The 26,061-nt window shown below is 64.5% G+C and carries 23 protein-coding genes; 5 read left to right on the top strand and 18 right to left on the bottom strand.

Annotated elements, in window-relative coordinates; genetic code table 11:
* Window positions 1–90 precede the first annotated feature (90 nt).
* The 3 genes from ACXZ1M_RS21885 to clpS all read right to left on the bottom strand — a co-directional run bounded on the left by ACXZ1M_RS21885 (window position 91) and on the right by clpS (window position 6,131).
* Window positions 91–3,408, bottom strand: a complete 3,318-nt coding sequence (locus ACXZ1M_RS21885) for a S41 family peptidase (RefSeq protein ID WP_459049733.1) — start codon at window positions 3,406–3,408, stop codon at window positions 91–93.
* 117 nt (window positions 3,409–3,525) lie between these two features.
* Window positions 3,526–5,832: an ATP-dependent Clp protease ATP-binding subunit ClpA gene (clpA, locus tag ACXZ1M_RS21880; protein ID WP_459049732.1), complete on the bottom strand. Its 2,307-nt coding sequence runs from the start codon at window positions 5,830–5,832 to the stop codon at window positions 3,526–3,528.
* Window positions 5,829–6,131, bottom strand: coding sequence for an ATP-dependent Clp protease adapter ClpS (clpS, locus tag ACXZ1M_RS21875; RefSeq protein WP_008446470.1), 303 nt, complete (start codon window positions 6,129–6,131; stop codon window positions 5,829–5,831). Before clpS ends, clpA begins: the two co-directional genes overlap by 4 nt.
* A 324-nt stretch (window positions 6,132–6,455) precedes the next feature.
* On the opposite strand from clpS, the gene cspE reads away from it, so the two are divergent.
* Window positions 6,456–6,659, top strand: a complete 204-nt coding sequence (gene cspE / locus ACXZ1M_RS21870; protein ID WP_008446468.1) for a transcription antiterminator/RNA stability regulator CspE — start codon at window positions 6,456–6,458, stop codon at window positions 6,657–6,659.
* Window positions 6,660–6,767: 108 nt separating this feature from the next.
* Here cspE and icd read toward each other — a convergent pair whose 3' ends face one another.
* On the bottom strand, window positions 6,768–8,021 hold the full coding sequence (icd, locus tag ACXZ1M_RS21865) for an NADP-dependent isocitrate dehydrogenase (RefSeq protein WP_459049731.1): 1,254 nt from the start codon (window positions 8,019–8,021) through the stop codon (window positions 6,768–6,770).
* Window positions 8,022–8,144: 123 nt separating this feature from the next.
* Here icd and ACXZ1M_RS21860 point away from each other — a divergent pair, with 123 nt between their 5' ends.
* Window positions 8,145–8,699, top strand: coding sequence for a pseudouridine synthase (locus ACXZ1M_RS21860; protein ID WP_459049730.1), 555 nt, complete (start codon window positions 8,145–8,147; stop codon window positions 8,697–8,699).
* A 77-nt stretch (window positions 8,700–8,776) separates the two neighbouring features.
* Here the strand turns inward: ACXZ1M_RS21860 and rpsT are convergent, their stop codons facing one another.
* Window positions 8,777–9,043, bottom strand: coding sequence for a 30S ribosomal protein S20 (rpsT, locus tag ACXZ1M_RS21855; protein ID WP_131422548.1), 267 nt, complete (start codon window positions 9,041–9,043; stop codon window positions 8,777–8,779).
* A gap of 195 nt (window positions 9,044–9,238) precedes the next feature.
* Here rpsT and murJ point away from each other — a divergent pair, with 195 nt between their 5' ends.
* Window positions 9,239–10,777 carry a murein biosynthesis integral membrane protein MurJ gene (murJ, locus tag ACXZ1M_RS21850; protein ID WP_459049729.1) on the top strand — a complete coding sequence of 513 codons (1,539 nt, stop codon included), beginning with the start codon at window positions 9,239–9,241 and terminating at the stop codon, window positions 10,775–10,777.
* Window positions 10,778–10,836: 59 nt separating this feature from the next.
* On the opposite strand, the gene ACXZ1M_RS21845 is transcribed toward murJ, so the two are convergent.
* The 12 genes from ACXZ1M_RS21845 to gspG form a co-directional block, all read right to left on the bottom strand.
* Window positions 10,837–11,352 (bottom strand): FxDxF family PEP-CTERM protein, encoded by a 516-nt coding sequence (locus tag ACXZ1M_RS21845; protein WP_459049728.1) that lies wholly within the window; start codon window positions 11,350–11,352, stop codon window positions 10,837–10,839.
* 229 nt (window positions 11,353–11,581) lie between these two features.
* Complete coding sequence (locus ACXZ1M_RS21840; protein WP_459049727.1) at window positions 11,582–12,313, bottom strand: type II secretion system protein; 732 nt, start codon at window positions 12,311–12,313, stop codon at window positions 11,582–11,584.
* Window position 12,314: 1 nt separating this feature from the next.
* Entirely contained in the window at window positions 12,315–12,686 is a 372-nt protein-coding gene (locus tag ACXZ1M_RS21835; protein WP_459049726.1) for a type II secretion system protein, read from the bottom strand.
* A 2-nt stretch (window positions 12,687–12,688) separates the two neighbouring features.
* Complete coding sequence (locus tag ACXZ1M_RS21830; protein ID WP_459049725.1) at window positions 12,689–13,165, bottom strand: type II secretion system protein; 477 nt, start codon at window positions 13,163–13,165, stop codon at window positions 12,689–12,691.
* Between the two features lie 7 nt (window positions 13,166–13,172).
* The gene (locus ACXZ1M_RS21825) at window positions 13,173–15,167 is read right to left on the bottom strand and encodes a secretin N-terminal domain-containing protein (RefSeq protein WP_459049724.1); all 1,995 of its coding nucleotides are present in this window, start codon (window positions 15,165–15,167) and stop codon (window positions 13,173–13,175) included.
* A complete protein-coding gene (locus ACXZ1M_RS21820; protein WP_459049723.1) occupies window positions 15,167–15,700 on the bottom strand; it encodes a hypothetical protein in 534 nt (177 codons plus the stop codon). Before ACXZ1M_RS21820 ends, ACXZ1M_RS21825 begins: the two co-directional genes overlap by 1 nt.
* Entirely contained in the window at window positions 15,697–16,257 is a 561-nt protein-coding gene (locus ACXZ1M_RS21815; protein ID WP_459049722.1) for a hypothetical protein, read from the bottom strand. The genes ACXZ1M_RS21820 and ACXZ1M_RS21815 overlap by 4 nt, the downstream gene beginning before the upstream one ends.
* Complete coding sequence (locus tag ACXZ1M_RS21810; protein ID WP_459049721.1) at window positions 16,254–16,799, bottom strand: hypothetical protein; 546 nt, start codon at window positions 16,797–16,799, stop codon at window positions 16,254–16,256. The genes ACXZ1M_RS21815 and ACXZ1M_RS21810 overlap by 4 nt, the downstream gene beginning before the upstream one ends.
* Complete coding sequence (locus tag ACXZ1M_RS21805) at window positions 16,796–17,587, bottom strand: hypothetical protein (RefSeq protein WP_459049720.1); 792 nt, start codon at window positions 17,585–17,587, stop codon at window positions 16,796–16,798. The genes ACXZ1M_RS21810 and ACXZ1M_RS21805 overlap by 4 nt, the downstream gene beginning before the upstream one ends.
* Complete coding sequence (locus tag ACXZ1M_RS21800) at window positions 17,580–19,259, bottom strand: GspE/PulE family protein (protein ID WP_459049719.1); 1,680 nt, start codon at window positions 19,257–19,259, stop codon at window positions 17,580–17,582. The genes ACXZ1M_RS21805 and ACXZ1M_RS21800 overlap by 8 nt, the downstream gene beginning before the upstream one ends.
* The gene (locus ACXZ1M_RS21795; RefSeq protein ID WP_459049718.1) at window positions 19,256–20,446 is read right to left on the bottom strand and encodes a type II secretion system F family protein; all 1,191 of its coding nucleotides are present in this window, start codon (window positions 20,444–20,446) and stop codon (window positions 19,256–19,258) included. Before ACXZ1M_RS21795 ends, ACXZ1M_RS21800 begins: the two co-directional genes overlap by 4 nt.
* Before the next feature lie 21 nt (window positions 20,447–20,467).
* Window positions 20,468–20,911, bottom strand: coding sequence for a type II secretion system major pseudopilin GspG (gene gspG, locus ACXZ1M_RS21790; RefSeq protein ID WP_459049717.1), 444 nt, complete (start codon window positions 20,909–20,911; stop codon window positions 20,468–20,470).
* Window positions 20,912–21,279: 368 nt separating this feature from the next.
* Between gspG and ACXZ1M_RS21785 the strand changes: the two genes are divergently transcribed.
* Both ACXZ1M_RS21785 and ACXZ1M_RS21780 read left to right on the top strand, forming a co-directional pair.
* Window positions 21,280–22,020 (top strand): NF038120 family PEP-CTERM protein, encoded by a 741-nt coding sequence (locus ACXZ1M_RS21785; RefSeq protein WP_459049716.1) that lies wholly within the window; start codon window positions 21,280–21,282, stop codon window positions 22,018–22,020.
* 26 nt (window positions 22,021–22,046) lie between these two features.
* Entirely contained in the window at window positions 22,047–25,214 is a 3,168-nt protein-coding gene (locus tag ACXZ1M_RS21780; protein ID WP_459049715.1) for a S8 family peptidase, read from the top strand.
* A 45-nt stretch (window positions 25,215–25,259) separates the two neighbouring features.
* Here ACXZ1M_RS21780 and epsA read toward each other — a convergent pair whose 3' ends face one another.
* On the bottom strand, window positions 25,260–26,060 hold the full coding sequence (gene epsA / locus ACXZ1M_RS21775; RefSeq protein ID WP_459049714.1) for an XrtB/PEP-CTERM-associated transcriptional regulator EpsA: 801 nt from the start codon (window positions 26,058–26,060) through the stop codon (window positions 25,260–25,262).
* Between the last annotated feature and the right edge of the window lies 1 nt (window position 26,061).

Here is a 26,061-nt window from a genome sequence, read left to right as displayed (position 1 = left end):
AATCCCGTTATGAAGTTATCGCATCCAACTGCAACATCCATGCCACGCGTTTTTCGCCGCCTATTGTCCGATCCTGAACAAGACTACTGTTCAATTCCGGACATTCAGGCCCGGGATCACCTGCGGCGCGTAGGGTTTCACCGGCTGCTCCTTCAGCTTTTTATCGAGCAGCTCCAACGCCACTTCCAGTTGACGGTCCTGGCCTTGATAGGTGGCGTGCGGCGGATTATCCACCACCACATTCGGCGACACGCCCACGCCTTCGATCAGCCACTGGCCGTCCTGCGTGTTGAACTGGCCCATCTCGGCCACGCGCGCCATGCCGTTGTCGCTCAGGCGGTTGTTATCGCTGAGCCAAACGCCGGCGCCGGCGGTGCGCTTGCCCACCAGCGGCCCAAGGCCCAAGGCCTTGATGCCGGCGGCGAAGGTCTCGCCGTCCGAGTAAGTGTATTCATCGATCAGCACCACCAGGTGGCCGCGGAAAGTGTTCTGCATGTTCGGCGACGGCGCCACGCCCGGCGGCGCCCAGAACGCCCACGCCTTGCGCAGCAGCTTCTCGATGATCCAGCTATCGATGTTGCCGCCGTTGTTGCGGCGGACGTCGATAATCAGGCCGTCGCGATTGACGTTGGCGTAGAAGTCGCGCGCGAAGGAGGCGATGTCGTTGGCGCCCATGGCGCGCAGGTGCAGGTAGCCGATGCGTCCCTTCGACAGCGACTCCACCTGGCGCGCGCGCGATTGCTCCCAATCGCTGTAGCGCAGCGCCGTTTGCCGGACCATGGTCACCGGCAGCACGATCACCGCGCGCGTTTCATTCTTGCGCTTCACCTGCAGCAGCACCTGCTTGTCGGCCTGGTTGAGCAGCAGGTCGGCAATGTCGCGCGCTTCCAGCACCGACCTGCCGTTGACAGCGGTGATGATGTCGCCCTCCTTCACATCCACGCCGGCTTGCGCCAGCGGGCCGCGCAGCGACGGTAGTTCCGGTTCGCTGGTGTAGATGTGGTCCACGCGATAGCCGTCCACGGTGCGCGACAGCAGCGCGCCCAGTCCGGCCGGCGTGCCTTCCGGCGCCGAGCGGCGGATGTCGCCTGGACGAATCTGCGAATGCAGCGCGCCCACTTCGCTGATCATCATGCCCAGCACATCGTCCAGCTCCGCGCGGTCGGTCACGCGCTCCACCAGCGGCGTGTACTTGGCGCGCACGGCAGGCCAGTCGGCGCCGCGCATCTTCACGTCGTACAGGAAGTCGCGGTGCATGCGCCAGGCGTCGTTGAACATCTGCTTCCATTCCAGGCGCGGATTGGAGGTGAAGGTCCAGTCGTCGACCTTGACCTTGGCCTTGCTCACATCGGTCGGCGCCTTGGCGCCGGCATCGACCACCAGCATGTCGCCGGCGCCGGTGGCGAAGCTGCGGTAGTAGACGTGCTTCCTGTCGAGCGAGAGGTCGTACTCGCGCACGCCGGCCACGAAGACTTCAGGCTGCGGGCCGTTGCTGGCGATGGCCAGGGTTTTCAGGCTGGCCTTGCCGTCGTTGCCGTCCGCGTCGAGGAAGTACAGGCGCTTGTCGTCCATCTGCAGCGCACGGTAATTGCCGGCGGCCAGCGGCACTTCGTACAGCCGCTCGGACAAGCCGGCGTAGACGATGGCGGGCAGCGATTTGCCGGCGGCCTTGGGCGCGGCCTTGGCCACGACTTTTTCGGCCGCTTTCTCCGCCGCCTGCTCGGTGGCGCCTTCGGCCGGCTTGTCGCCCGGCTTGCTCAGTTCATCGTCCGGCTTGAAGGGGAAACGGTTGTCCGGCTGCAGCGCCAGCGCAAACACGCCGGTGCGCTTGTCGAACACCGGTCCCATATTGCGGTCGCCCCACGGCGAGCCATTGGCCAGCTGGAAGTTGCGGGCCGACAGGAAGTACAGCCACTTCCCGTCCGGCGAGAACACCGGCGAGCGCGAGGTGTAGCGGTCGCTGGTGACGAAGGCCAGCTGCTTGCTGTCGACGTTGAACAGGCCGATTTGGTTGCGCTGCTCGGTGCTGGCGGCGCGCACCAGCGCCAGGTTCTTGCTGTCCGCCGACCACATGATTTCGTCGTACTCGCCCAGTCCGGCCTTGCCGGCGTCGTCGATCACGGTGTTGGTCTTGCTGGCCAGGTCCAGCAGCCAGAAGCGGCCCTTCTTGTCGGTGTGGCCCAGCCAACGGCCGTCCGGCGACGGGTACAGCTGCCAGCGGTGGTTGTTGCCGTCCCTGGTCAGCTGCTCGCCCTTGCCGGAACCGTCGGCGGCGAATTTCCAGATTTCGTTTTCGCCGGTGCTGTCGACGATGGCGTAGATGGATTTGTCGTCGTGGCTGAACACGGCCTGGCGCGCGCGGGCGCCTTCCGGTATCGCGATCTCCACGCGGCGCTGGGCGCCGGTGCCGGCCACGCTGACGCGGCCGCGTGCGGTCAGCACCAGGCGCTCGAACTTGCCGGCGATTTGCACATTGGTCAGGCTCTCCAGCGGCGAGCGGATCTGGCGCGTGCGCTGCTGGTCGAAGTCCGACACCAGGTTGATGGCCAGCTGCTGGTCCTTGCCGGCGCCGACGTCGAACACGTGCAGGTCGGCGCCCAGCTGGTAGGCGATGCGGCCGTCGCCCATGCTGGCGTTGCGCACGTCCCAGGCGCTGTGGCTGGTCAGCTGGCGCGGATCGCTGCCGTCGGCGGCCATGCTCCATAGATTGTCCGAACCGCTGCGGTCGCTGATGAAGTAGGCCCGTCCCTGCCACCACATCGGCCGCTTGTTGTTGCCGGTGTCGGTGGCCAGCAATTGCACCGCTTCGTCGGCGCCGGTTAAATCGTAGCGCCACAACTGCGCGTGCGCGCCGCCACGGTAGCCCTTGACGTTGTCGTTGGTCAGCGCCAGGCCGTTGCGGGTGAAGTAGACGGTGTTGCCGCTGTCGTCGAGCGCCACGTCGTTGGCGTCGGCCAGCGGGAACACGCGGCGTTGCAGGATGTCCGGCTTGATGGCCGCCACCACCACGCTGCGGCCCGGTCCGGTGCCGGCGGCCATGCTCACCAGCACCTCGCCCTGCGCGCTCCAGCCGAGCACCGAGACGGCGCCGTTCTCAAACGTGATGCGCTTGGGCAGGCCGCCGCCCAGCGGCATCACATAGGCCTCCTGCGCGCCCTCGTAGGCGGCCGAGAAGGCCACCCAGCGGCCGTCGCGCGAGATGGCGGCGTTGGTCTCGGCGGACGGGTGCGTGGTCAGGCGCACGGCTTGCCCGCCCTGCGCGCCGGTGCGCCACAAGTCGCCTTCGGCGGTGAACACGACGCTGTCGCCGCGCACGGAGGGGAAGCGATAGTAGGCATCGGCGGCAGATGCCGTGGACAGCAGACCGGCGGACAGTAACAGCAAGGCAAGCGGGCGAGACGGGTTCATGTGACAGTGTCCAAAGGTTGTCGAATGGATCGGCAATTTTGGCACAGCTTGCCCAGTCCTCCTATCACGGACGAAAAAAAACCCGCACGCGGCGGGTTTTTCTGGCAGCCGTCAGGCTTATTCGACTTCGACCGTCTCTGGAGCCTGGGTAGGCGCCGCGTCGGGCGGTTCCGGGAAGTCCAGCTTGACCGCATCCTTGTCGTCCAGGTCCACCACCACCTTGCCGCCGGTGACCAGGCGGCCGAACAGCAGCTCGTCGGCCAGCGCCTTGCGGATCATGTCCTGGATCAGGCGCGACATCGGGCGTGCGCCCATCAGCGGATCGAAACCTTTCTTGCCCAGGAAGGCGCGCAGCTTCTCGGTGAAGATCGCTTCGACTTTCTTCTCGTGCAGCTGCTCTTCCAGCTGCATCAGGAACTTGTCGACCACACGCAGGATGATTTCCTCGTCCAGCGCGCGGAAGCTGATGATGGCATCCAGGCGGTTCCGGAATTCCGGCGTGAACATGCGCTTGATGTCGCCCATCTCGTCGCCGGCCTGCTTGCTGTTGGTGAAACCGATGGTCGACTTCTGCAGGCTCTCTGCGCCCGCATTGGTGGTCATGATGATGATCACGTTGCGGAAGTCCGCCTTGCGGCCGTTGTTGTCGGTCAGCGTGCCGTGGTCCATCACCTGCAACAGGATGTTGAAAATGTCCGGGTGGGCTTTTTCAATCTCGTCCAGCAACAGCACCGTGTGCGGCTTCTTGGTGATGGCTTCGGTCAGCAGGCCGCCCTGGTCGAAACCGACGTAACCCGGCGGCGCGCCGATCATGCGCGAGACGGCGTGACGCTCCATGTATTCCGACATGTCGAAACGCACCAGCTCGATGCCCAGGATGAAGGCCAGCTGCTTGGCCACCTCGGTCTTGCCGACGCCGGTAGGACCGGAGAACAGGAAAGAGCCGATCGGCTTGTCGGTCTTGCCCAGGCCGGCGCGCGCCATCTTGATGGCCGACGCCAGCGCTTCGATCGCCGGATCCTGGCCGAACACCACGTTGCGCAGGTCGCGGTCGATGGTTTGCAGCTTGCTGCGGTCGTCCTGGTTGACGGTTTGCGGCGGGATGCGCGCGATCTTGGAGATGATGTCCTCGATCTCGGTCTTGCCGATGGTTTTCTTCTGCTTCGACTTCGGCAGGATGCGTTGCGCCGCACCGGCTTCGTCGATGACGTCGATGGCCTTGTCCGGCAGGTGGCGGTCGTTGATGAAGCGTGCCGCCAGTTCGGCCGCAGTCGACAGCGCCGACGACGAATATTTCACGCCATGGTGCTCTTCGAAGCGCGACTTCAGGCCGCGCAGGATCTGCACGGTCTGCTCGACGGTCGGTTCATTGACGTCCACTTTCTGGAAGCGGCGGCTCAGCGCATGGTCTTTTTCGAACACGCCACGGAATTCCGTGTAGGTGGTCGCACCGATGCACTTGAGCTGGCCATTGGCCAGGGCCGGTTTCAGCAGATTGGACGCGTCCAGCGTGCCGCCCGAGGCCGAGCCGGCGCCGATGATGGTGTGGATCTCGTCGATGAACAGGATGCCGTTCGGATTGTCCTTCAATTGCTTGAGGACGGCCTTCAGGCGCTGTTCGAAATCGCCGCGATACTTGGTGCCGGCCAGCAGCGCGCCCATGTCCAGCGAATACACCACGGCGTTCGACAGGATGTCCGGCACGTCGCCCTGGGTGATGCGGTAGGCCAGGCCTTCGGCGATGGCGGTCTTGCCGACGCCGGCTTCGCCCACCAGCAACGGATTGTTTTTGCGGCGGCGGCACAGGATCTGGATCACGCGGTCCACTTCCTCTTCACGGCCGATCAGCGGATCGATCTTGCCTTCGGCGGCCGACTTGTTCAGGTTCTGGGTGAACTGATCGAGCGGGCTTTCCTTGGTCTGCCCTTCGGCGCCCGGTGCGCCCTCTTCCACGCCTTCCGACGCCTTGGCGGTGTCGGTCTGCTGGTCCTTGCGCACGCCGTGCGAAATGAAATTGACAACGTCCAGGCGGGTCACGCCCTGCTGGTGCAGGTAGTACACCGCGTGCGAATCTTTTTCGCCGAAGATGGCCACCAGCACGTTGGCGCCCGTGACTTCCTTCTTGCCGTTGGAAGCGGACTGGACGTGCATGATGGCGCGCTGGATCACGCGCTGGAAGCCGAGCGTGGGCTGGGTATCGACCTCGCCGGTGCCAGGCACAGTCGGCGTGTTGTCACCAATAAAATTGGTCAGGGTCTTGCGCAGATCTTCAATGTTGACGGCGCATGCGCGCAACACTTCGGCAGCCGAAGGGTTGTCCAGCAAGGCCAGCAGCAAGTGCTCCACCGTGATGAATTCATGCCGTGCCTGTCGGGCTTCGACAAACGCCATGTGCAAACTTACTTCCAATTCCTGCGCAATCATACTTCCTCCATCACGCACTGCAGGGGATGCCCCGCCTTGCGCGCATGCGTTAAAACGAACTCCACTTTAGTACAGGCTATATCTTTCGAGAACACGCCACATACACCTTTGCCGTAGCGGTGCACACTGAGCATGATCTGTGTTGCGGTTTCGCGATCCTTGTTGAAATACTCCTGAATGATCGCGACCACGAATTCCATCGGGGTGTAGTCGTCATTCAGCAACGCCACCTGGTACAACGGTGGCGGCTTCAGCGTTTGCCGCTCCAAGAGGGTTTCGGTGTCATGCTTGGTTGCCATACGCTTATATTCTAATGCTTTCGAGGTTGATGCAATGTGCATTTCGCTGCACATATCCAATTGTTTTCCATCTTACGCGCTTTCTCGACTTGCCGCAGATGGCGCCCCATTCCGCAAAATCAAGAGTTGCATTTTCACCAATCGTCTCAAAAGTAGCAAAATGCATACAAATCTGCTTGACTTTCAAATTTGGTCCGCTAACAATGCGTTATCGGCTGCGTGCAGAAATGTACATGTTGATAAGAAGTGGGCGTGAGGAGAGGGGCAGGAAGCTTCTTGCTTTTATGGCTCGTGTGATCCGATTTAATTTTGAAAGTTCTTTTTATGGCAACAGGTACTGTTAAGTGGTTCAATGATTCCAAAGGTTTTGGCTTCATCACTCCTGATGACGGCGGTGAAGATTTGTTCGCTCACTTCTCCGCAATCAACATGAACGGTTTTAAGACCCTCAAAGAAGGTCAAAAAGTTCAATTCGAAGTCACGCAAGGCCCTAAAGGCAAGCAAGCTTCCAACATCCAGTCGGCTTAAGTTTTTAAGCTGTCCGATGTAAAAAACCCCGCGCGCGGGGTTTTTTTTCGTCTGCGCGGCGGGCCGGCCCTCCACAAAGTGTTGTAGAAGTCCGACGTTCGCCGTGGCCTACATTTGTTCGATCATCACCTCGCCAAAGCCCGAGCAGGAGACCTGGATGGCGTTCTCCATCAGGCGCGCGAAGTCGTAGGTGACCTGCTTGGAGCCGATGGCGCGTTCCATCGATTTGATGATCAGGTCGGCCGCTTCGGTCCAGCCCATGTGGCGCAGCATCATCTCGGCCGACAGGATCATCGAGCCCGGATTGACGTAGTCCTTGCCGGCGTATTTCGGCGCCGTGCCGTGGGTGGCTTCGAACATGGCCACCGAGTCCGACAGGTTGGCGCCCGGCGCGATGCCGATGCCGCCCACCTGGGCCGCCAGCGCGTCCGAGACGTAGTCGCCATTCAGGTTGAGGGTGGCGATCACGCTGTACTCCGCCGGACGCAGCAGGATCTGCTGCAGGAAGGCGTCGGCGATCGAATCCTTGATGGTGATGTCGCGCCCGGTCTTCGGATTCTTGAACTTGCACCACGGGCCGCCGTCGATCAGCTCGGCGCCGAATTCCTTTTGCGCCAGCGCGTAGGCCCAGTCGCGGAAGCCGCCTTCGGTGTACTTCATGATATTGCCCTTATGGACAATGGTCACCGACGGCTTGTCGTTGTCGATGGCGTACTGGATCGCCTTGCGCATCAGGCGCTCGGTGCCCTCGACCGAGACCGGCTTGATCCCCAGGCCCGAGGTGTCAGGGAAGCGGATCTTGTTGACGCCCATTTCCTTGACCAGGAAGTCGATCAGGCGCTTGGCGCCGTCCGAACCCTGCGCGAACTCGATGCCGGCGTAGATGTCTTCCGAGTTTTCGCGGAAGATCACCATATTGGTTTTTTCCGGCTCCTTCAGCGGCGACGGCACGCCGGTGAAGTAGCGCACCGGGCGCAGGCAGACATACAGGTCCAGCTGCTGGCGCAGCGCCACGTTGAGCGAACGGATGCCGCCGCCGACCGGGGTGGTCAGCGGCCCCTTGATCGAGACCACGTAATTCTTGACCGCGTCCAGCGTTTCCTCGGGCAGCCACACGTCCGGGCCGTACACCTGGGTGGCCTTCTCGCCGGCGAAGATTTCCATCCACTGGATGCGGCGCTGGCCGTTGTAGCACTTGGCCACGGCGGCATCGACCACCTTCAGCATCACCGGCGTGATGTCGCGGCCGGTCCCATCGCCCTGGATATAGGGAATGATGGGATTATCTGGTACATTCAGGGAAAAATCCGTATTGACGGTAATTTTCTGGCCGTCCGCCGGTACTTTGATATGTTGATACATCGTGGTTCTCCGAAGGGGAATTGCTAGTCTTCTATAAGATATAAGACGCGTGTTTCACATTATGCATGAGTATGTAGTGAGGCGCCATGACTTTCAAGCCTACACCAATTTGCGTTTTCCATAATGTCCCTGATTCTATTCAACAAACCATTTCAAGTGCTGTGCCAGTTCTCGGCGCAGGACGACAAGGCCACCCTGGCCGACCATTTGAAGATTCCGAACATCTACCCTGCCGGCCGCCTGGACTATGACAGCGAAGGCCTGATGCTGCTGACCGACGACGGCAAGCTGCAGCACGCCATCGCCCATCCCGACCACAAGGCCGGCAAGACCTACCTGGTGCAGGTGGACGGCGTGCCGGACGCGGCGGCCATGGCGCGGCTGCAGGCGCCGCTCGACCTCGGCGATTTCATCACCAAGCCGTGCAAGGCCGTGCAGATCGCCGCGCCCGAGTGGCTGTGGCCGCGCAACCCGCCGATCCGCCAGCGCGCCGAACAGCCCACCAGCTGGCTGGCCATCACGCTAACGGAAGGCAAGAACCGCCAGGTGCGGCGCATGACGGCGGCAGTGGGCCTGCCGACGCTGCGCCTGGTGCGCAGCGCCATCGGCGGCATTTCGCTGGCCACGCATCCGCTGATGCCGGGCGAATGGATGGAAGTCTCGCCCAAGGATCTGTAAATACGGCGGCCACAGACGAAAAAAGCCGCACTGGCAATACCAGTGCGGCTTTTTGCTTTGCTTTCCCGTGAGGGAAATTAAGCGGCCAGTGCCTTCAGGGCAGCTGCCAGACGGCTCTTGTGGCGAGCTGCCTTGTTTTTGTGGATGATCTTCTTATCGGCGATGCTGTCGATTTTCGACACCGAGGTTTGGAAGATGGTCGTCGCAGCTGCTTTGTCGCCAGCCTGGATCGCCTTACGTACAGCCTTGATAGCGGTACGCAGGGTCGAACGCTGAGCCGAGTTGTGAGCGTTTTGCTTAACTGCTTGACGAGCGCGTTTACGCGCTTGTGCGGTATTTGCCATGAAATTTCCTAAACAGGTAAATGATGCGTTTGCAAACGTTAATGTTTGGCAAACAGGTGCGTCCTAGGTTGCCATAAGAGCGAACCATGTGAGTCAAACTACTGCCTGCCAAACATTAATGTCTGCGCAACAGAATTTTGTACAGCCTGTGATTATAGCGATGTTTACCTGCAGGAGCAACTATAATCACGTCCCATGAACTTGCTAAAGACACTAACAGCCATCTCCAGCATGACAATGCTGTCCCGGATCACCGGACTCCTGCGTGAAACCCTGATCGCCCGCGCCTTTGGCGCCGGCGGCATGACCGATGCCTACATCGTCGCCTTCCGCATTCCCAACCTGCTGCGCCGCCTGTTCGCCGAGGGAGCCTTCTCGCAAGCGTTCGTGCCCATCCTGGCCGAATACAAGAACAAGCAAGGGCCCGAGGCCAGCAAGAAGCTGGTCGACCATGTGGCCAACACCCTGGTGTGGGCCACGCTGATCGTCACCATCGCCGGCATTATAGCCTCGCCGCTGTTCATCTACCTGATCGCCAGCGGCCTGGAAGAGTTCGACGCGGCGGTCTGGATGACGCGCGTGATGTTCCCTTATATTACCTTCATGGCCTTCGTGGCCATGGCCGGCGGCGTACTCAACACCTGGCGCGAGTTCAAGATCCCGGCCTTCACGCCGGTGTTGCTCAATATCTCCTCGATCCTGGCCTCGCTGTTCCTACAGCAGCACCTGGCGCAGCCGATCTACGCCATGGCCATTGCCGTGTTCGTGGGCGGCGTGCTGCAGGTGGCGATCCAGGTGCCGGCCCTGATCCGGATCGGTATGCTGCCGTCGCTGTCGTGGAACCCGTTGGCGGGCATGGGCGATCCCGGCGTGCGCCGCGTGCTCAAGAAGATGGGGCCGGCCGTGTTTGCCGTCTCGGCCGCGCAGATCAGCCTGATGATCAACACCAGCATCGCCTCGCGGCTGGCGGAGGGCAGCATCTCCTGGCTGTCCTATGCCGACCGCCTGATGGAATTCCCCACCGCCCTGCTGGGCGTGGCGCTGGGCACCATCCTGCTGCCCAGCCTATCCAAGGCCAAGGCCGACGACGACCCGCAGGAATATTCCGACCTGCTGGACTGGGGCCTGCGCCTGACCTTCCTGCTGGCGTTGCCGGCGGCGGTGGGCATGGCGGTGCTGGCCGAACCGCTGATCACCACCCTATTCCACTACGGCGCCTTCACCGACGAGGCGGCGGCGCAGTCGGCGCGGCCGCTGGTGGCCTATTGCGCCGGCCTGCTCGGCATCATTCTGGTCAAGACGCTGGCGCCGGCCTTCTACGCGCAGCAGGACATCCGCACGCCGGTGCGCATAGCGATCGGCGTGCTGATCGCCACCCAGCTGATGAACCTGCTGTTCGTGCCCTATCTGCAGGTGTCGGGACTGGCGCTGTCGATCGGCCTGGGCGCCTGCCTGAACGCTGGCTTCCTGTACGCCGGCCTGCGCAAGCGCAATATCCACCGTCCCAAGCCGGGCTGGACGCTATTCTGCGTCAAACTGGTGATAGGCTGCGCGCTGATGGGCGCGGCGGCCTGGTTCGGCGCCCATCAGATCGACTGGATGGGCTTGCAGCACCACGCCGTGCTGCGCGCCGGCGCCCTGCTGCTGTTGATCGGGGCGTGCGCGGCGGTCTACTTCGGCGCCCTGCTGGCGATGGGCTTCCGCCTGCGCGACTTCAAGCGCATCGCGCGCTGAACCAAGTAATCGAGGACGAAAAAAAACCCGCCGAGGCGGGTTTTTAAAGTTCAGCAGAATTAAGCTGCTTTTTTGCGGCGGGCAATCGCACCAACCAGAGCCAGGCCACCCAGCATCATGCCGTAGGTGGTTGGTTCTGGAACTGGCAGCGCCGACACGGTAGCGGTGTACTGGGTGTTTTTCAGGGCGGTGGTGCCCCAGATGTGCACGGTGTACTCGCCGGCGGCCAGGGTGCCGGACCAACCCAGGGTCTGCTGGTCGTCTTTTACCGACGCTGGATCGAAGGTGCCGTAGCCAACCAGTTCGCCACCGAAGCCGGTGATCGCGCCGGCTGGTGCAGCGAAGGTTTGCTGGGCGCCGAACGAGGTTGCCGATGGCACGTCGATGGTGAAGGTCCAGGTGTCGTAGAAAGCTACGACTGGATTCAGCGTGGTGCCATATTTGGCCGACGGCAGCGACGTGGTGTCGAAGCCGCTCGAATCCAGAACGCCCAGGTCCTTGGTGGTACCAGCAGCAAAGGCGCTGAAAGAGGCAGCGACCATGACGGCGCCAGCAACGAAAGATTTCAATTTCATAAGATTATCCTTAATCAAACGAATGGTGGCTGTGCTTGCGCAAACCACTTTGGGGTTTATAGGAGTGCTGCTGAACTGAACAATAACATAAAAACATTAATTACGATTGCAAATTTTCTATTTTAAATTGTATTTAGACAACTTCTTCCGCAATGCAGAAAAACCCTATCTGCACCGCAACATTTTGATCATGATTTCGGTAGTTTTCCCAACAACAGTTGATTCGCAGTCATAGATTAACGCGCTGTTCGGGTGCTTCCCGCGGCGCCTCGCTTGGTGGCGTAGCAGGAGAAACGGGCTCTTCCTCTGGGACGGGCGCGATTTTTTCCGGCGTCGCTGGGTCGATGACAGGCACCGCGGGCGATACGGGCAAAATTTGTTGCTGACCGGCTGAATTCTGTGGTGGAACGGATACATCAATGGTAGTTGGTGCCGGCTTCTCTGGTGTAAGAGACGCTGCGGACGAGGCTGCGGCCATCGTAAATTTCCATTCGGAAATTCGATTCTTCCCCTCGAAACCGCTAAATCGCGCAGGGAAGTTGCCTATTTTTACCGGCTTGGCGTCCGACAGGCTATACACCGCCAGCACGCCGGTTTTATTGCCCAGGTAAGTGATACCCCATTCCGCGTTGCCGGTCATCGGATCGACAAAAATCTTGCGCAAATGACGGCGCGTGCCCGGGAAGCGCGGATCCTTGAGCAACTCCTTCAGCGAGGGCGGCTGCGTAGCCTGCCCTTGCGGCGTGGCGTCGGCGTAACTCTTCAGCGCGTCACTGAACGCCGCGCCGATACTCAACAACTCCTGCTCCGCCATGCTGCGCTGCAACACTGAACCCAGTTTCAGGGCCGAAGCAGCCACCAAAGCGATGATCGCCACCACGATAATCAAGCTTAAATAGGTAAATCCCCGCACATGGTTAATGCGGCGCGGCATTCTGCGCAATGTTGGTGCTTCAACCATATCACCAGTCGGCGTAAGGCTTGCCGCTGCGATCGTTGCCGGCGGCGCCGCTGCGCAGGTTGTACACGTTGCCCTTGGTGCTGTCTTCCGGCGGCACCAGGATCCAGCTGGCATCGCTCTCGGCGATGGGGTCGTAGGGCAGCGCGCGCAGATAGTGTTTTTCCACCAACTGCTCCAGCGAATCCGGATAGCGGCCGGTATCGCCATAGTATTGGTCCAGCACCTGGCGCACGTTGCGCAGGTTGTCGGCCAGTACCACTTCCTTGGACTTGTCGATGCTGGGGAAATAGCGTGGCACGGCCAGCGTCAGCATCAGGGCGACGATGCCGAGCACCACCAGCAATTCGATCAGCGTGAATCCTTTGCGCTTCATGGTTACCACTTCCTGTAGGGGACGCCGTTGAGACCGGCCTTTTCACTCAGGCTGTAGACATCGTAGACGTCCTCGCCCTCTTTCGGCTGGTCGGCCTCGCTGGCGTAGCTGCGCTTGCCCCAGGTCTGGCCGTCGCTCAGGGTGGCGTCGGCGTTGAACGGATCGCGCGGAATGCGGCGCAGGAAGAATATCTTGGTGTGCTTCGGATTTTGCAGGTCCGGCACGCCCTCCACCAGCAGCTCCAGCGTTTTCGGATAGCCGGTGGCCGCCAGCGACTTGGTGATGCGGCCCTGGTCGTAGGCCTGCTTGTAGGCGTCCAGCGCGTGGCGGATCTCGCGCAGCGACTCGCGCAAGTCCTGCTCCTGGCGGCGCTGCACCACCACCTGCGCGGTCGGAATCACCATGGCGCTGAGCAGGCCGAGGATGGTCAGCGTGACCAGCAGCTCGATCAGGGTGAAGCCACGCGCGCGCATCGTCATGTCCAGCTTATTGCTGCACCGGCGGCGACGGCTCGGCGGCCGGCGGCTGCACCGCCTGCGGCTGCACCGCCTGCGGCTGCGCGCCCTGCGAAGGCGGCAGCGGCGCCGGCTGCGATTGCGACAACGAGGTGGCCTGCACGGGCGAAGATGCAGCCGGCGTGGCAGTTGCGGCAGGCGGCACGGCTCCCGACTCGGCGCCAGGCGCCGGGCGGGCGGCGCCCGGCAGCGGCACGGTGGCGCGCGGCGTCAGGTCGGGACGGCGGCGGAAGCTGGCCTCCGTGCCGGCCGAGAATTCCGAAGCCGACGCTTCCGGACGCTGCACGTTGCGGATCAGGTGCGGCGTGATCGACAGCACGATCTCGGTCTTCTGATTGTCGTCGCGCTGGCTGCCGAACAGGCGGCTGATGATCGGCAGTTCGCTGAAGCCCGGCACCTTGTTGGACGAGTTACGCTCTTCGTTGTTGATCAAGCCGGCCAGCACCTGGTTCTCGCCATCCTTCAGCTGCAGCATGGTCGACGCCTGGCGCGTGCCCAACTGGTAGGCGGTGGTGCCGTTCTTGGTGGTGATGGTGTTGACCAGGTTGCTGACCTCCAGCTGCATGCGGATCGCCACCTCGTTGTTCAGGTAAATGGTCGGCTCGGCGTTCAGGGTCAGGCCCACGTCCACGTAGGTGACGGAGTCGCTGGCGAAGCCGCCCACGCCGGACGATACGGTGGAGGTGATCACCGGCAGCTTGTCGCCGATGACGATCTTGGCCTTCTCCTTGTTGCGCACGCGGATGCGCGGATTGGCCAGCAGGTTGGAGTCCGCATCGTTTTTGTTGGCGTTGACCGTCAACTGCACGCCGGTGACGCCGATGGTGCGCTGGTTCAGGTTATTCAGGTCGCGGATCGTGATGCCGGTGCCGCCCGAGGTGGACAGCGGCGCGAAGCCCACGGAGGTCGGCCACACCACGCCCAGGTCCATCAGGCGCGAACGCTTCACTTCCAGGATCTCCACTTCCAGCATCACTTCCGCTTCCGGCGCGTCCTGCAGCGTGATCAGGCGATCGGCCAGGCGGATCGCTTCCGGCGTGTCGCGCACGATGATCAGATTGAGCTTTTCGTCCACCACCACGTCGCGCGACTTGAGGATGGTCTTGAGCGTATTGGCCACCAGCTTGGCCTCGGCGTTGGCCAGGAAGAAGGTCTTGACCGTCATCTCCTGGTATTCCTTCAGCTTGGCCGCCACGTTCGGGTAAATCAGGATGGTGTTGGCGTCCATGACCTGCTGTTCCAGCTGATTGGTCAGCAGCAGGAAGTAGATCGCCGATTCGACGGTGCTGTTCTTCAGCAGCACCGTGGTTTTCTGGTCGGTCTTCACGTCCTTGTCGAACACGAAGTTCAGGCCGGAGCGGCGCGAAATCACTTCAAACACCTGCTTCAGCGGGGCGTCGCGGAACTCGATGGTGATCGGCTGCTTGTAGGACTTGGACAGGCCCGATTCCACCGCCTGCGGCGCGCTCTTCTCCACCACTTCGCGCAGCATCGCGCGCGCCTTGTCGTTGGTCGGCGATTCGGTCAGGATGGCGTTGAGCTTCTGCTTCGCCAGTTCGTACTCGTTTTTATTGACATGCTGGGTCGCCGCTTCCATCAGCTTGGCCTGACGGGCGTCGCGGTCCATCGCGCGCAAGCCTGCATTGGCGCGCTCGTTCTTCGGGTCCAGGACCAGCACGCGACCATAGCCCTGCTCCGCCTGCGCGCTGCGGCCTTCGGCCTGGTCGCGTTCCGCAGTGTCCAGCAGGCGTTGCGTGGCGCGGTCGCGCGCCGCCAGGTAGGCACTACGGTATTTCGCGTTGTACGGGTCGGCCTGCACCGCTTCCTGGTACTTGGCCAGGCCCGCTTCGACCTGGTTTTTCGCGATCAGCTCATTGCCGTCACGGTAGGCCATTTGCGCAGCGCAGCCGCTCAGCAAGATCGCCAGCACGGCGCACACGCCGATTTTCTTCAAAGGGCTAGCCATCACTCAAGAGCTCCAATATTCATCTGTTGTTGCTGATTCAAAGGCAAATAGGTCAGGGACATCTGCGGCGGCGCGATCTTCTCCACCCGGTAGGTTCCGTCGATGACGCTCTGCGCACGCACCGAATAAGTCTTGTCGCCGCGCGCCAGGAACACTTCCCAGGCGCCGTCGGCCAGCGCCTTGCCGATGTAGGTGAACGGCATGGGCGGCGCCATCGGCGGCGGTGGCGGCGCGTTCGATGCCGGCGGCGGAGGCGGTGGCGGCGGATTCCAGTTCTGGCCCATGAATACACCCTCGCCCGAGGCGAAGGAAGCCTCGCCGGACTCGCCCACCAGTTGTGCGCGCGGAATCAGCGGCAGGATGGCGACGTCGGCTTGGCTGGTTTCTTTTTCAGCCCTGGCCGGGGCCGATGGTGTCGTGGTCTTGCGCGCGACCGGTTCGGCGATGTCGCTCGATGGCGAGTTATCGCCGAACAGCACCAGCCCCGCCGCGCCGGCCAGCGCCAGCGCCATCGCAATCTGATAGGGCTTCATGGCTCGGCGTCCTTCAAGTACAGGGTAAAGCGCAGGCGGGCCTCCACCGTGGGTTCGGCGATGGTGTCGCGGCGGAAGCCCACTTCGTCCAGCGAGGCATACGGCATGTCGCGCAAGCCCTGCATGGCGAACTGCCAGATCGATTGGTACGAGCCCTTCACCGGCAGGATGATCTGGTAGGTGCTGACGCGGCTGGCCTTGTCGTAATTGGCCTTGTACTCGCCCTGGTTCAGCGTCAGGCTGGATTTGGCGGCCAGGTCGAATAGCACCTTCACCTGCTGCTCGGCGTAGCGCTTTTCACCGAGCGTGTCGTAGAAGGCGGCCAGGTTCTGGTTGGCCGACGGCGGTGGCGGCGGCGCCACCAGCGTGGACGGCGCCGGCAAAGGCCGCGCCATCAGCTCCGCCTGGGCGGCGCGCTGCGGCAGCAGCCAGGCCCACGCGGCCACACCGGCCGCGCACAGCACGATCGCCACGCAGGCCGGCACACCGATGCGCAGCACGGCCAGGCGCGCGCGCAGCAGCAGCGCGGACAGGTTGACGTTGTTCATATGACTCATCGCGCCATCCATGTCGCCTCCAGCTGGAAGCGCAAGGGCCGGTTCGGGTCGGCATCGTTGATTTCATGGCGGGTCAGGATCACGCCGCTGAAGCTTTCCTGTTCCTTCAGCGCCGCCACGTAATCCACCATCTCGTCGCTGGTCCTGGTTTCGGCGGTGATCTTCAGGCTGCGCTTGCGCGGATCGGGCTCCAGCGCGATCAGCGCCACGCCGCGCGGCGTGGCGGCCAGCACGGCGTCCTGCAGCTCGCGCCACGGCAGGTTCAGTTGCATCACGGCTCCGTTGACGAAGGCCGCCTGCGCCTCGGGAATGGCGACGCGCGCCACTTCCGCCGGCCGCACCGAGAGCGCGGCCACGCGCTGCTGCAAATGCTGCAGCTGCTGCTGGCGTTCGCGCTTCTGCTCGACCAGTTTCCAGCCGCCGAAGGCCGCGCCGACGCACAGCAGCAAGCCGGCGCCGGCCAGCGCCAGCACGCCGGGATGGATGTGGAACAAGGTGCGGCGCAGGCTGCGCGGCGCGAAATCGATGTGGATCGCCCTCATCGCGCACTCCCCGCCAGCACGCTGCACGGAATGTGCGCGGCGTTGGCCGGCGGCGCGCTCCATGCGGCCGGCGCGTCACCGTCCACCTGCAGCAGCACCGGCACTTCCATATCCAGCAGCAGCGCTTCGCGTTGCAGCGTCTGCGTCAGCCACTGGTGGTCGGCATCGCGCGGCAGCGGCAGCGGACGGATGGCGCGCAGGCTTTTGCCGTCCGCCTCGGCGGCGCCCAGGGTCAGCAAGTTATCGTGCACATGGCCGAACCAGGCGCCGGGCTTGAAGCTGCGACGGCTGCGGTTCCACGCGCCGATGAAGCGCGGCTCGATGGCGACGATGCTTAGCTTGCAGTCCTGCGCCACCAGCTGCAGCGCGGCCAGCAAGGCGCGCGGCACGGCGGCGGCGAAGAACGGCCGCACCGCATCCCAGTCGGCCGAGACCTGCCACACGGCCGGCGATTCGCCGTACAGCGATTGGAAGCGCAGCGCGGCCGCCGCTTCCAGGTCGGCCATGCGCGCAGCGCCTGCAGGCGGCGTGACGCGCCAGGTGCGCGTCAATTCGTCGGCCAGCGCAAAGCTCACCGGCCAGCCGCCCACCTCCAGCTCACCCAAGAGCGCGCGCAAGGCGTTGGCGATGGCGTCGATCGGGTGCTCGGCGGATGGCGCGATGGCCTGCGACGCCAGCACCACGGGACTTCCCGATCGGCTCCAGCGGTTCCAGTTGCTCGCGCGCTGCACGCTCACCGCATGCGGCGAGACATCGATGCGCAGGAATTGTCCGATTGCTCTACGCATGCAAGGTCACCCGTTTAATCTCGGTCAGCGTGGTGCCGCCGCGCTTGACCAGTTCCAGCGCCGCCTGGCGCAGGCTGCGCGTGCCGTTCTCATACGCCGCCTGCTTGATCTGGCGGATCGGGCGCTTGTCGACGATCAGCTCGCGGATCTCGTCGTTCAAGGTCAGGATCTCGGCGATCGAGCGGCGGCCCTTGTAGCCGGTGCCGCGGCAATCGCCGCAGCCCTTGCCCTGCATGAAGCGGTAGTCGTAGGCTTCGGCGCGGGTCATGCCGACGCTGGCCAGCTCGTGGTCGTCCGGCGTGTACTCGGTGGCGCAGTGCGGGCAGTTGGTGCGGATCAGGCGCTGCGCCCAGATGCCGTTCAGCGCCGACACGAAAGCATACGGATCGATGCCCATGTGCGTGAAGCGGCCAAACACGTCGAACACATTATTCGCGTGCACGGTGGTCAGCACCAGGTGGCCGGTCAGCGCCGACTGCACGGCGATTTCCGCCGTCTCGCGGTCGCGGATCTCGCCCACCATGATCTTGTCCGGGTCGTGGCGCAGGATGGAGCGCAAGCCTTTCGCAAACGTCAGGCCCTTCTTCTCGTTGACCGGAATCTGCAGGATGCCCGGCAGTTGGTACTCCACCGGATCTTCAATCGTGATGATCTTTTCGCGGCCGTTGTGGATCTCGGTCAGCGCCGCATACAGCGTGGTGGTCTTGCCGGAGCCGGTAGGCCCGGTCACCAGCAGCATGCCGTAGGCTTCCTGCGCCAGCGTGCGCAGCGTCGACAGCGAGGGCGCGTCGAAGCCCAGCGCTTCCAGCGTCAGCGAGCCGTAGGCTTCGATCATGGCGCGCTTGTCGAGGATACGGATCACCGCGTCCTCGCCGTGGATGCTTGGCATGATGGAGACGCGCAGGTCGATCTCGCGCGCATTGGCCTCCACGCGGAAGCTGCCGTCCTGCGGCACGCGGCGCTCGGCGATGTCCAGCTCCGCCAGCACCTTCAGGCGCGAGATGATCTGCTCGGCCACGTCCACGCCGTTGACCGAGGTGGCGTGATCGAGCACGCCGTCCACGCGGTACTTGACCGCCAGGCCGCCGGCCGTGCTTTCCAGGTGAATGTCGGAAGCGCCGGCCTTGAGCGCGTCGTACAAGGTCGAATTCACCAGGCGCACGGCCTGGCTGGCGCCTTCGGACACCGAAGCGAACGACAGCACCGCCGCCGTCTTGCCGTCGCGCCGTCCTTCGCTGGCGCCGGGCAGCAGCGAGTCGGTGGCGCGCGCCGATTCCTCCTGCTTGGACAGGTAGGCCTGGATGTCGGCCTGCAGCGCCAGCCGGGTGGCCAGCGGCGCGGCGGCGGTGGCGCGCGCCTGCGTACCGAGCCAGGTGCGCAGGTCCAGATCGAAGGGATCGGCGATCACGCCGACCACCCTGCCGTCAACCCCGCGCAGCAGCACGCAATGGCGCGCCATGGCTTGCGACAGCGGCAGCAGGTCCCAGGCCGGCTCGCAGGCCAGCATGTCGACCGTCTCAAGAACGGTCATCTCGAAAGGCTGCGCCAGCGCACGCACCAGCAGGCGTGCTTCGGTGCCGGTCAGCGCTTCCAGCTCCTCCACCAGGGTGCGTTTCGATTGCTGGCGCAAATGCCGGGCGCGCGCCAGCAAGGTCGCGTCGATCGCGGTCATGACATGTCTCCGGCCAAATCAAAGATCGGCATATACAACAGCACCACGATGGCGCCGACCACCAGGCCGATGGCGGCCATCAGCAGCGGTTCAAAAGTGCGGGTGAAACGCTCGATCCAGCGGCTGATTTCGCCGTCGTAGAACGCCGCCGACTGGGTCAGCATCGGCCCCATGTCGCCGGTGCGCTCGCCCACGCGCAGCATGCGCAGCGAAATCGGCGTGGTCAGTTGTGCCGCCTCGAAGGCGGTCGACAGCGGCAGGCCGGACTCGATCGCCGCGCGGGCGCTCTGCAAATTGGTCCGCATGGACGGCGACACCATGCCCTGCACGGTCTCGATGGCGTGCACGATGGTGATGCCGCCCTCGCTCAGCATGCCGAGCGTCAGGTACAGGCGCGACAGCTCGTAGATGCGCACCCGCTCGCCGATGCCGGGCAGCTTGCCGAGCAGGCGCGCCATGCCGCCGTTGGCCAGCACGCGACGCACGCCCAGCACCAGCGCGCCCAGTACGGTGGCGATACCGAGCAACAGCAGCGTGGTGTGGGCGCTGGCGAACTGGCCCCAGTTCAGCATCTGCTGCGACAGCCAGGGCAGGTTGCGGCCGGCGCCCTGATACACCTCGGCAAAGCGCGGCACCACGTAGCCGATCAGGAACAGGCTGACGCCGCCGCCCACCAGCAGCAGGATGCAGGGATAAATCGCCGCCGACACCAGCTTGGCGCGCACCAGGTCGATGCGCTGCTGGTAGTCGATGAAGCGCGCCAGCGAGCGTGGCAGATCGGAGGTGCCCTCGGCCGCCTTGACGATGCCGACGTACAGCGGCGGAAACAAGTCCGGCTGGTCGGCCAGGACGGCGGAAAAGCGCTGGCCTTCGCGCAGGCCGTTGAGCAGGCGCTCCAGCACGCCGCGCGTGGCCGGGCTGCTTTCCTTTTCCAGCAGCGCCTCCAGTCCTTCGACGATGCCCAGGCCAGCCGTCAGCAGCGCCAGCAGCTCCTGGCTGAACAGCACCAGCGACAGCGCGCCGCGCTTGCCGCCGCGCCGCACCAGGCCGCCGCGCACCGGCGCGATGGAACTGACGAACAGCCCGCGCGCCTCCACCTGGCGGCGCGCGTCCGCCTCATCGCGGCCATCGATCACCAGATGGGAGATGACCATTTCGGCCGACAAGGTGCGCACGTCGTACTGCATGGGCAAAGGGGACGGTGAAGGTTAACGCGAAGTGATGTCGGCGTCTTCGCCGGCGCCGCCGGGCTGGCCGTCGCGGCCTTCCGAAGTGATGATGAACTCGGCGCCCGCTTCCGGGCCCTTGTATTTGTACAGATGGCCCCACGGATCGGGCGGCACGCCCTTCTTCAGGTAGGGGCCGTTCCACTTGGCGCCGACGCTCGGCACGGCGGTGACCAGCACGCCCAGGCCTTCCTCGGTGCTCGGATAGCGGCCGACGTCGAGGCGGAAGGTGTCGAGCGCTTTTTCAAACGATTCGATCTGCGCCTTGGCGATGGTCACTTCCGACTTGCCCAGCTGGGCAAAGTACTTGGGGCCCACATACGCGGCCAACAGGCCGATGATGACGATCACCACCAACAGTTCCAGCAAGGTGAAGCCGGCCGCCTTGCGCAGGCCGGTTTTGCCGCCATTCTTTGCCACGTCCATCCCTGCAACTCCTCGTGATAAACCTGCCGATTCAAAGCCAGAGGCTACCACGTCATTTGCATCTAAGACAATCTTTTCTTGCGCCCCCCGATGCGCCGACCACGCCGGCGCCGCTTCCTCGATGCCTTGCGACTTGGCGGCCTGCGTTTTGTCGCGTTTTTCGTACACACCGGCTCAGCTTGCCATCTCCGGGTTTCATTCTCGCCGCGAAACAAATATGCATGGACCCTGCGAATAAACAAATTAAATGCATTGTCATTATCCTCACTTTATTGGTATTAAGCCTATACTTGGTGACAATCTTTTTTGTTGCTAGCCACACCCAGCCGCATGTTGTTTCCCACCACTTTTGCTGAGAAGGAATACTCATGAAACGCGCTTTACCTGCAATGATGCTAGGTTTGTCCATGCTTGCCGCCGGCCCCGCCGCGCGAGCGTCGAGCTGGGTGGATGTCAATCTCGATTTCGACAATTTGGCGCCGGGCATCGTCCTGCATACCGACTCCTTCGATCTCGGCAACGGCTTCTACATGGGCGCCTACTCCAACGTGGTCGGCGCCAGCGGCGCCGACCTGGTCGGCATGGTGGTCGACGGCACCTACGCCTCGGAGCAATGCGGGCCGCTGCAATGCCCGGCCGCCGCCAGCAACTACATGGCGGGGCTGAACGACGCCTACCTGTACATCACCAGCGACCCGTCGGTGCACAACACCTTCAAGCTCAAGTCGCTCGACGCCAGCTTCCTCGGCCCGGTGGCCGACAACTATCCGGACACCGTCGGCCTGCTGCAGATCCAGGCCATCACCCTGGGCGGCAGCCTGATCACGGCCAACATCCCGCTGCCCAAGCCGGGGCTGGACGGTTACGAGTTCAACCATTTCTTCACCACCGGCACCTTCGCCACCACCGAATTCGCCGAGATGTATCTGTTCGCGCTGGCCTGCAACGATGCCGGCGACTGCCACGCCTTCGACAGCAACCAGGGCCAGTTCGCGCTGGACAACCTGATCGTCAGCGTCTCGGCCGTGCCCGAGCCGCGCACCTGGCTGCTGATGGGCGCCGGCCTGATGCTCATGGGCCATGCCGCACGCCGCCGCAACCGCGCCTGATCCCGACGACTACAAGGAATCCTGTCATGAAACTCCGTACCATCCCGGCAGCCGCCATGCTGCTCTCCGGCGCCATGTCCGCCGCCCAGGCCCAAGAGGCCCGCCTATCCTATCTGGTGCAGTTGAGCGACAAGCCGGTGACCACCTACAGCGGCGGCATCAGCGGCATCGCCGCCACCCAGCCGCCGGCCGGCAACCGCATCGACATGAGCAGCGCCAATGTGCAGCTGTACGCCAGCTACCTCGGCCAGAAGGCCAGCGCGGTCAAGGCGCTGGTGCCGGCGGCCCAGATCGAATACGACTACAAGGTGGTGCTGAACGGTTTCTCGGCGCGCCTGACCGCGGCCGAAGTGCGCACGCTGCAAGCCAGCAGCGCGGTCAGTTCGATCCAGGCCAATGCCGAGCGCCACCTGGACACCAGCTACACCCCGACCTTCCTCGGCCTGGACGGCCCCGGCGGCTTGTGGGAACAGGCCGGCGGCAAGGAGCATGCCGGCGAGGGCATCATCGTCGGCATCATCGACAGCGGCCTGTGGCCGGAAAATCCGGCCTTCGCCGACCGCATCGACGGCGCCGGCCGACCGACCTTCGCCAACGACGGCACCTTGAACTATTCCATGCCGGCCGGCTGGCACGGCAGCTGCCAGACCGGCCAGGGCTTCACCGTGGCCAACTGCAACAACAAGCTGATCGGTGCGCGCTACTTCAAGAGCGGCTTCAACGCCAGCGGCAACACCCTGCACTGGAGCGATTTCATCTCGCCGCGCGACTCGATCGGCGGCACCGCCGGCCAGGGCAGCCACGGCACCCACACCGCGTCCACCGCCGCCGGCAACCACGGCGTGGCGGCCCAGCTGGGCGGCATGGCCATGGGCTCGATCTCGGGCATGGCGCCGCGCGCCCACGTGGCCGCGTACAAGGTGTGCTGGACCTACGTCGACGGCACCACGCCCGGCAAGAACAGTTGCTGGGAACAAGACAGCATCGCCGCGATTGAAACCGCGGTCAGCGACGGCGTCCACGTGCTCAACTATTCGATCAGCGGCGGCACCACCGCCAACAACAGCGTCGAAATGGCCTTCATGAACGCCGCCAGCGCCGGCGTGTTCGTTGCGGTCTCGGCCGGCAACGACGGCCCGGCGCGCGCGGTCAACCACGTCGGCCCGTGGCTGACCACGGTGGCGGCGGCGGCCCACAACCACTTCCGCAGCGCCACCGTCACCCTCGGCAACGGCGCCGGCTACACCGGCGCCTCGCTGAACGGCACGGCGCTGCTGGCCGGCACGCCCATCATCCGCTCGGAAGACGTGCGCAAGAGCGGCGCCAGCGCCGCCGCCGCCTCGCTGTGCTACAGCACCAGCTGGAACGGCGGCGCGCCGGCGCTCGATCCGGCCCTGGCCGCCGGCAAGATCGTCACCTGCCTGCGCGGCACCAACGACCGCGTCGACAAGAGCCTGGCGGTGAAGCAGGCCGGCGGCGTCGGCATGGTGCTGGTCGACAACGGCGGCGGCCTGGTGGCCGAGCTGCATTCGGTGCCGACCGTGCACGTGAGCGCCGCCGACGGCGCCCTGATCAAAGCCTACGCCGTGGCCGGCGGCGGCACCGCCGCACTGTCGCCGTTTTTCGAAGCGGTGGGCACCGGCCCGGTGATCGCCGGCTTTTCCTCGCGCGGCCCGAATGCGTATGACGCCAACCTGCTGAAACCGGACCTGGCCGCGCCCGGCGTCGACATCCTGGCCGGCGCCACGCCGCAGCTGACGCCGGCCCAGCAGGCCAGCCTGAACACCGGCACCCTGAATCCGGTGCCGCTGGAATGGAAGCTGCTGCAAGGCACCTCGATGGCTTCGCCGCACGTGGCCGGCGTCGGCGCCCTGCTGCGCCAGGCGCATCCGACCTGGTCGCCGGCGATGATCAAGTCGGCGCTGATGACCAGCGCCACGCCGACCTTCGCCGACGCCCAGCCCGGCATGGCCGCCGGCGCCCTGCCCTGGGCCCAGGGCGCGGGCCACATCAACCCCAACGGCAGCATGCTGCAGCCGGCCGGCGTCAGCACCAATCCGGGCGGCGCCATCGATCCGGGCCTGGTGTTCGACATCGCCGCCGCCGACTACCGCAAGTACCTGTGCGGCGCCGGCGTCAGCACGCAGTGCAGCTTCGGCACCATGCCGGGCCAGAACCTGAACCTGCCGTCGATCACGCTGAACAACGTGCTGGGCTCGGCCAGCGTGACGCGCACCGTCACCAACGTCGGCGCCAGCGCCGCCACCTACGAGGCCAGCATCGACCTCAGCGGCTACACCGCCTCGGTCTCGCCCACCAGCCTCAGCCTGGCGCCGGGCGCCAGCGCCAACGTCACGGTACAGCTGGCGCGCAACGGCGCGCCGGATGACGAGTGGCAATACGGCACGCTGACCCTGTCCGACGGCAGCCACATCGTGCGGGTGCCGGTGACGGCGCGCAGCAGCACGGCGGCCACCGCGCCGCGCCTGATCGCCAGCACGCGCGCCGCCGGCAGTTCGCTGCTGAACGTCGGTACCGGCTTCAGCGGCCGCATGACCACCAGGACCGGCGGCTTCAAGGCCGTGGCCAAGAGCGCCAGCCAGACCATCGGCACCTCCACGCTGCCGGTCGACACCGGCGCCGAGGTCGCCGCCGCCTGCAACGCCAACAATGTCGGCATCACGCGGATGCCGTTCGTCATCACGGCCGACAACGTGCTGGCCTCGTTCGAGCTGTTCAATGCCGACGCCGCCAACGGCAGCCTGGACGATCTCGACCTGGCGCTGCTGGACCCGTCCGGCGAGCTGATCGACTACAGCGGCCACGGCGGTTCGAACGAAGCGCTGCTGGACACCGCGCTGCCGGCCGGCACCTACCAGGTGTGCGTGATCGGCTACAGCACCAAGAGCCATGCGCCGACCAGCTTCAAGCTGTCGTATGCGGTGGTGGCGCGCAGCGACACCGGCGGCAACCTGCGCGCGGCCGCGCCCAGCCAGGTGTATGCGGGCTCCACGGCAACGGTCAGCACCAGCTGGTCCGGCCTGGCCAGCGGCCAGCGCTACTACGGCGGCGTGCAGTTGATCGATACGGGCGGCGCGGTGGCCGCGACCACCAGCCTGCTGGTGGAAACCAACAGCCCGCTGCCGCTGGTGGTGGGCGCGGACCGCACGGTGAAGAACGCCGGCGCCAAGTAAGCCGGCGCCGACCGCGAACGCCGCACCGCGAGGGGCGGCGTTTTTTTATGCCGCGCGCGCCAGCGGCTGCGGCGGACGGTCGAACAGGTCCAGCGCCATGCCGCGCGCGATCGCCTGCGCCCGGTTCGACACGTCCAGCAACCGGTACAGGCGCTGCAGGTGGTTTTTCACCGTCAGGCCACTGATGCCGAGGATCTGGCCGATCTCTTCGTTGCTCTTGCCTTCACGCACCCAGTGCAGGATTTCCGCCTCGCGCGCGCTGACCGGCCGCGCCAGCGTGCCCGCCCGCGCCTGCGCCTGCTGGCGGTTCACCCGTTGCAGGCCGATGTGCAGATAGGGCAGCAGCAGCGCCAGGAAGTAGCCGTGGCGCGCACGCGGACGGTGCGGCAGGCCGAACAACACGAAGAAGGTGGCGCCGCCCGGCAGGCGTTCGCTGCCGTGCATCAGCACATTCTCCAGGCCCAGCTCGCGCAGCTCGCCCTGGAACGGCGCCAGTCCCTGTCCGGCCTTGAGGGCGTCGGCGCCGGGACCGGCGTCCAGCATGGCCGGCAGGCGCTGCGACTGGCGGCAGTAGCGCGCCAGCCGCAGCGCCAGGCCGTCGTCGCGGTGGGCCAGGCGGGCGCGCAGCCCGGCGTCCAGCACCGTGCTGTGCAGGCACTCGACGTGCTGCAACTCATCCTGCGCGCCGAACTGCAGGCACACCATCACCTGGTGCGGCAGCAAGGCTTGCAACGGTCCCTGGCTCCACAGGAAAAACTGGCGCGCGTCCTGCACCGGCAGCGCCGCTTCGATGGCGTGCAGCAGGTACTCCTGCTCCCGATTGCTGAGGATGACCAACTGCTCCATC

It is taken from the genome of Duganella paludis, assembly GCF_054461335.1.
This window is presented reverse-complemented; position numbering and strand designations above follow the sequence as displayed.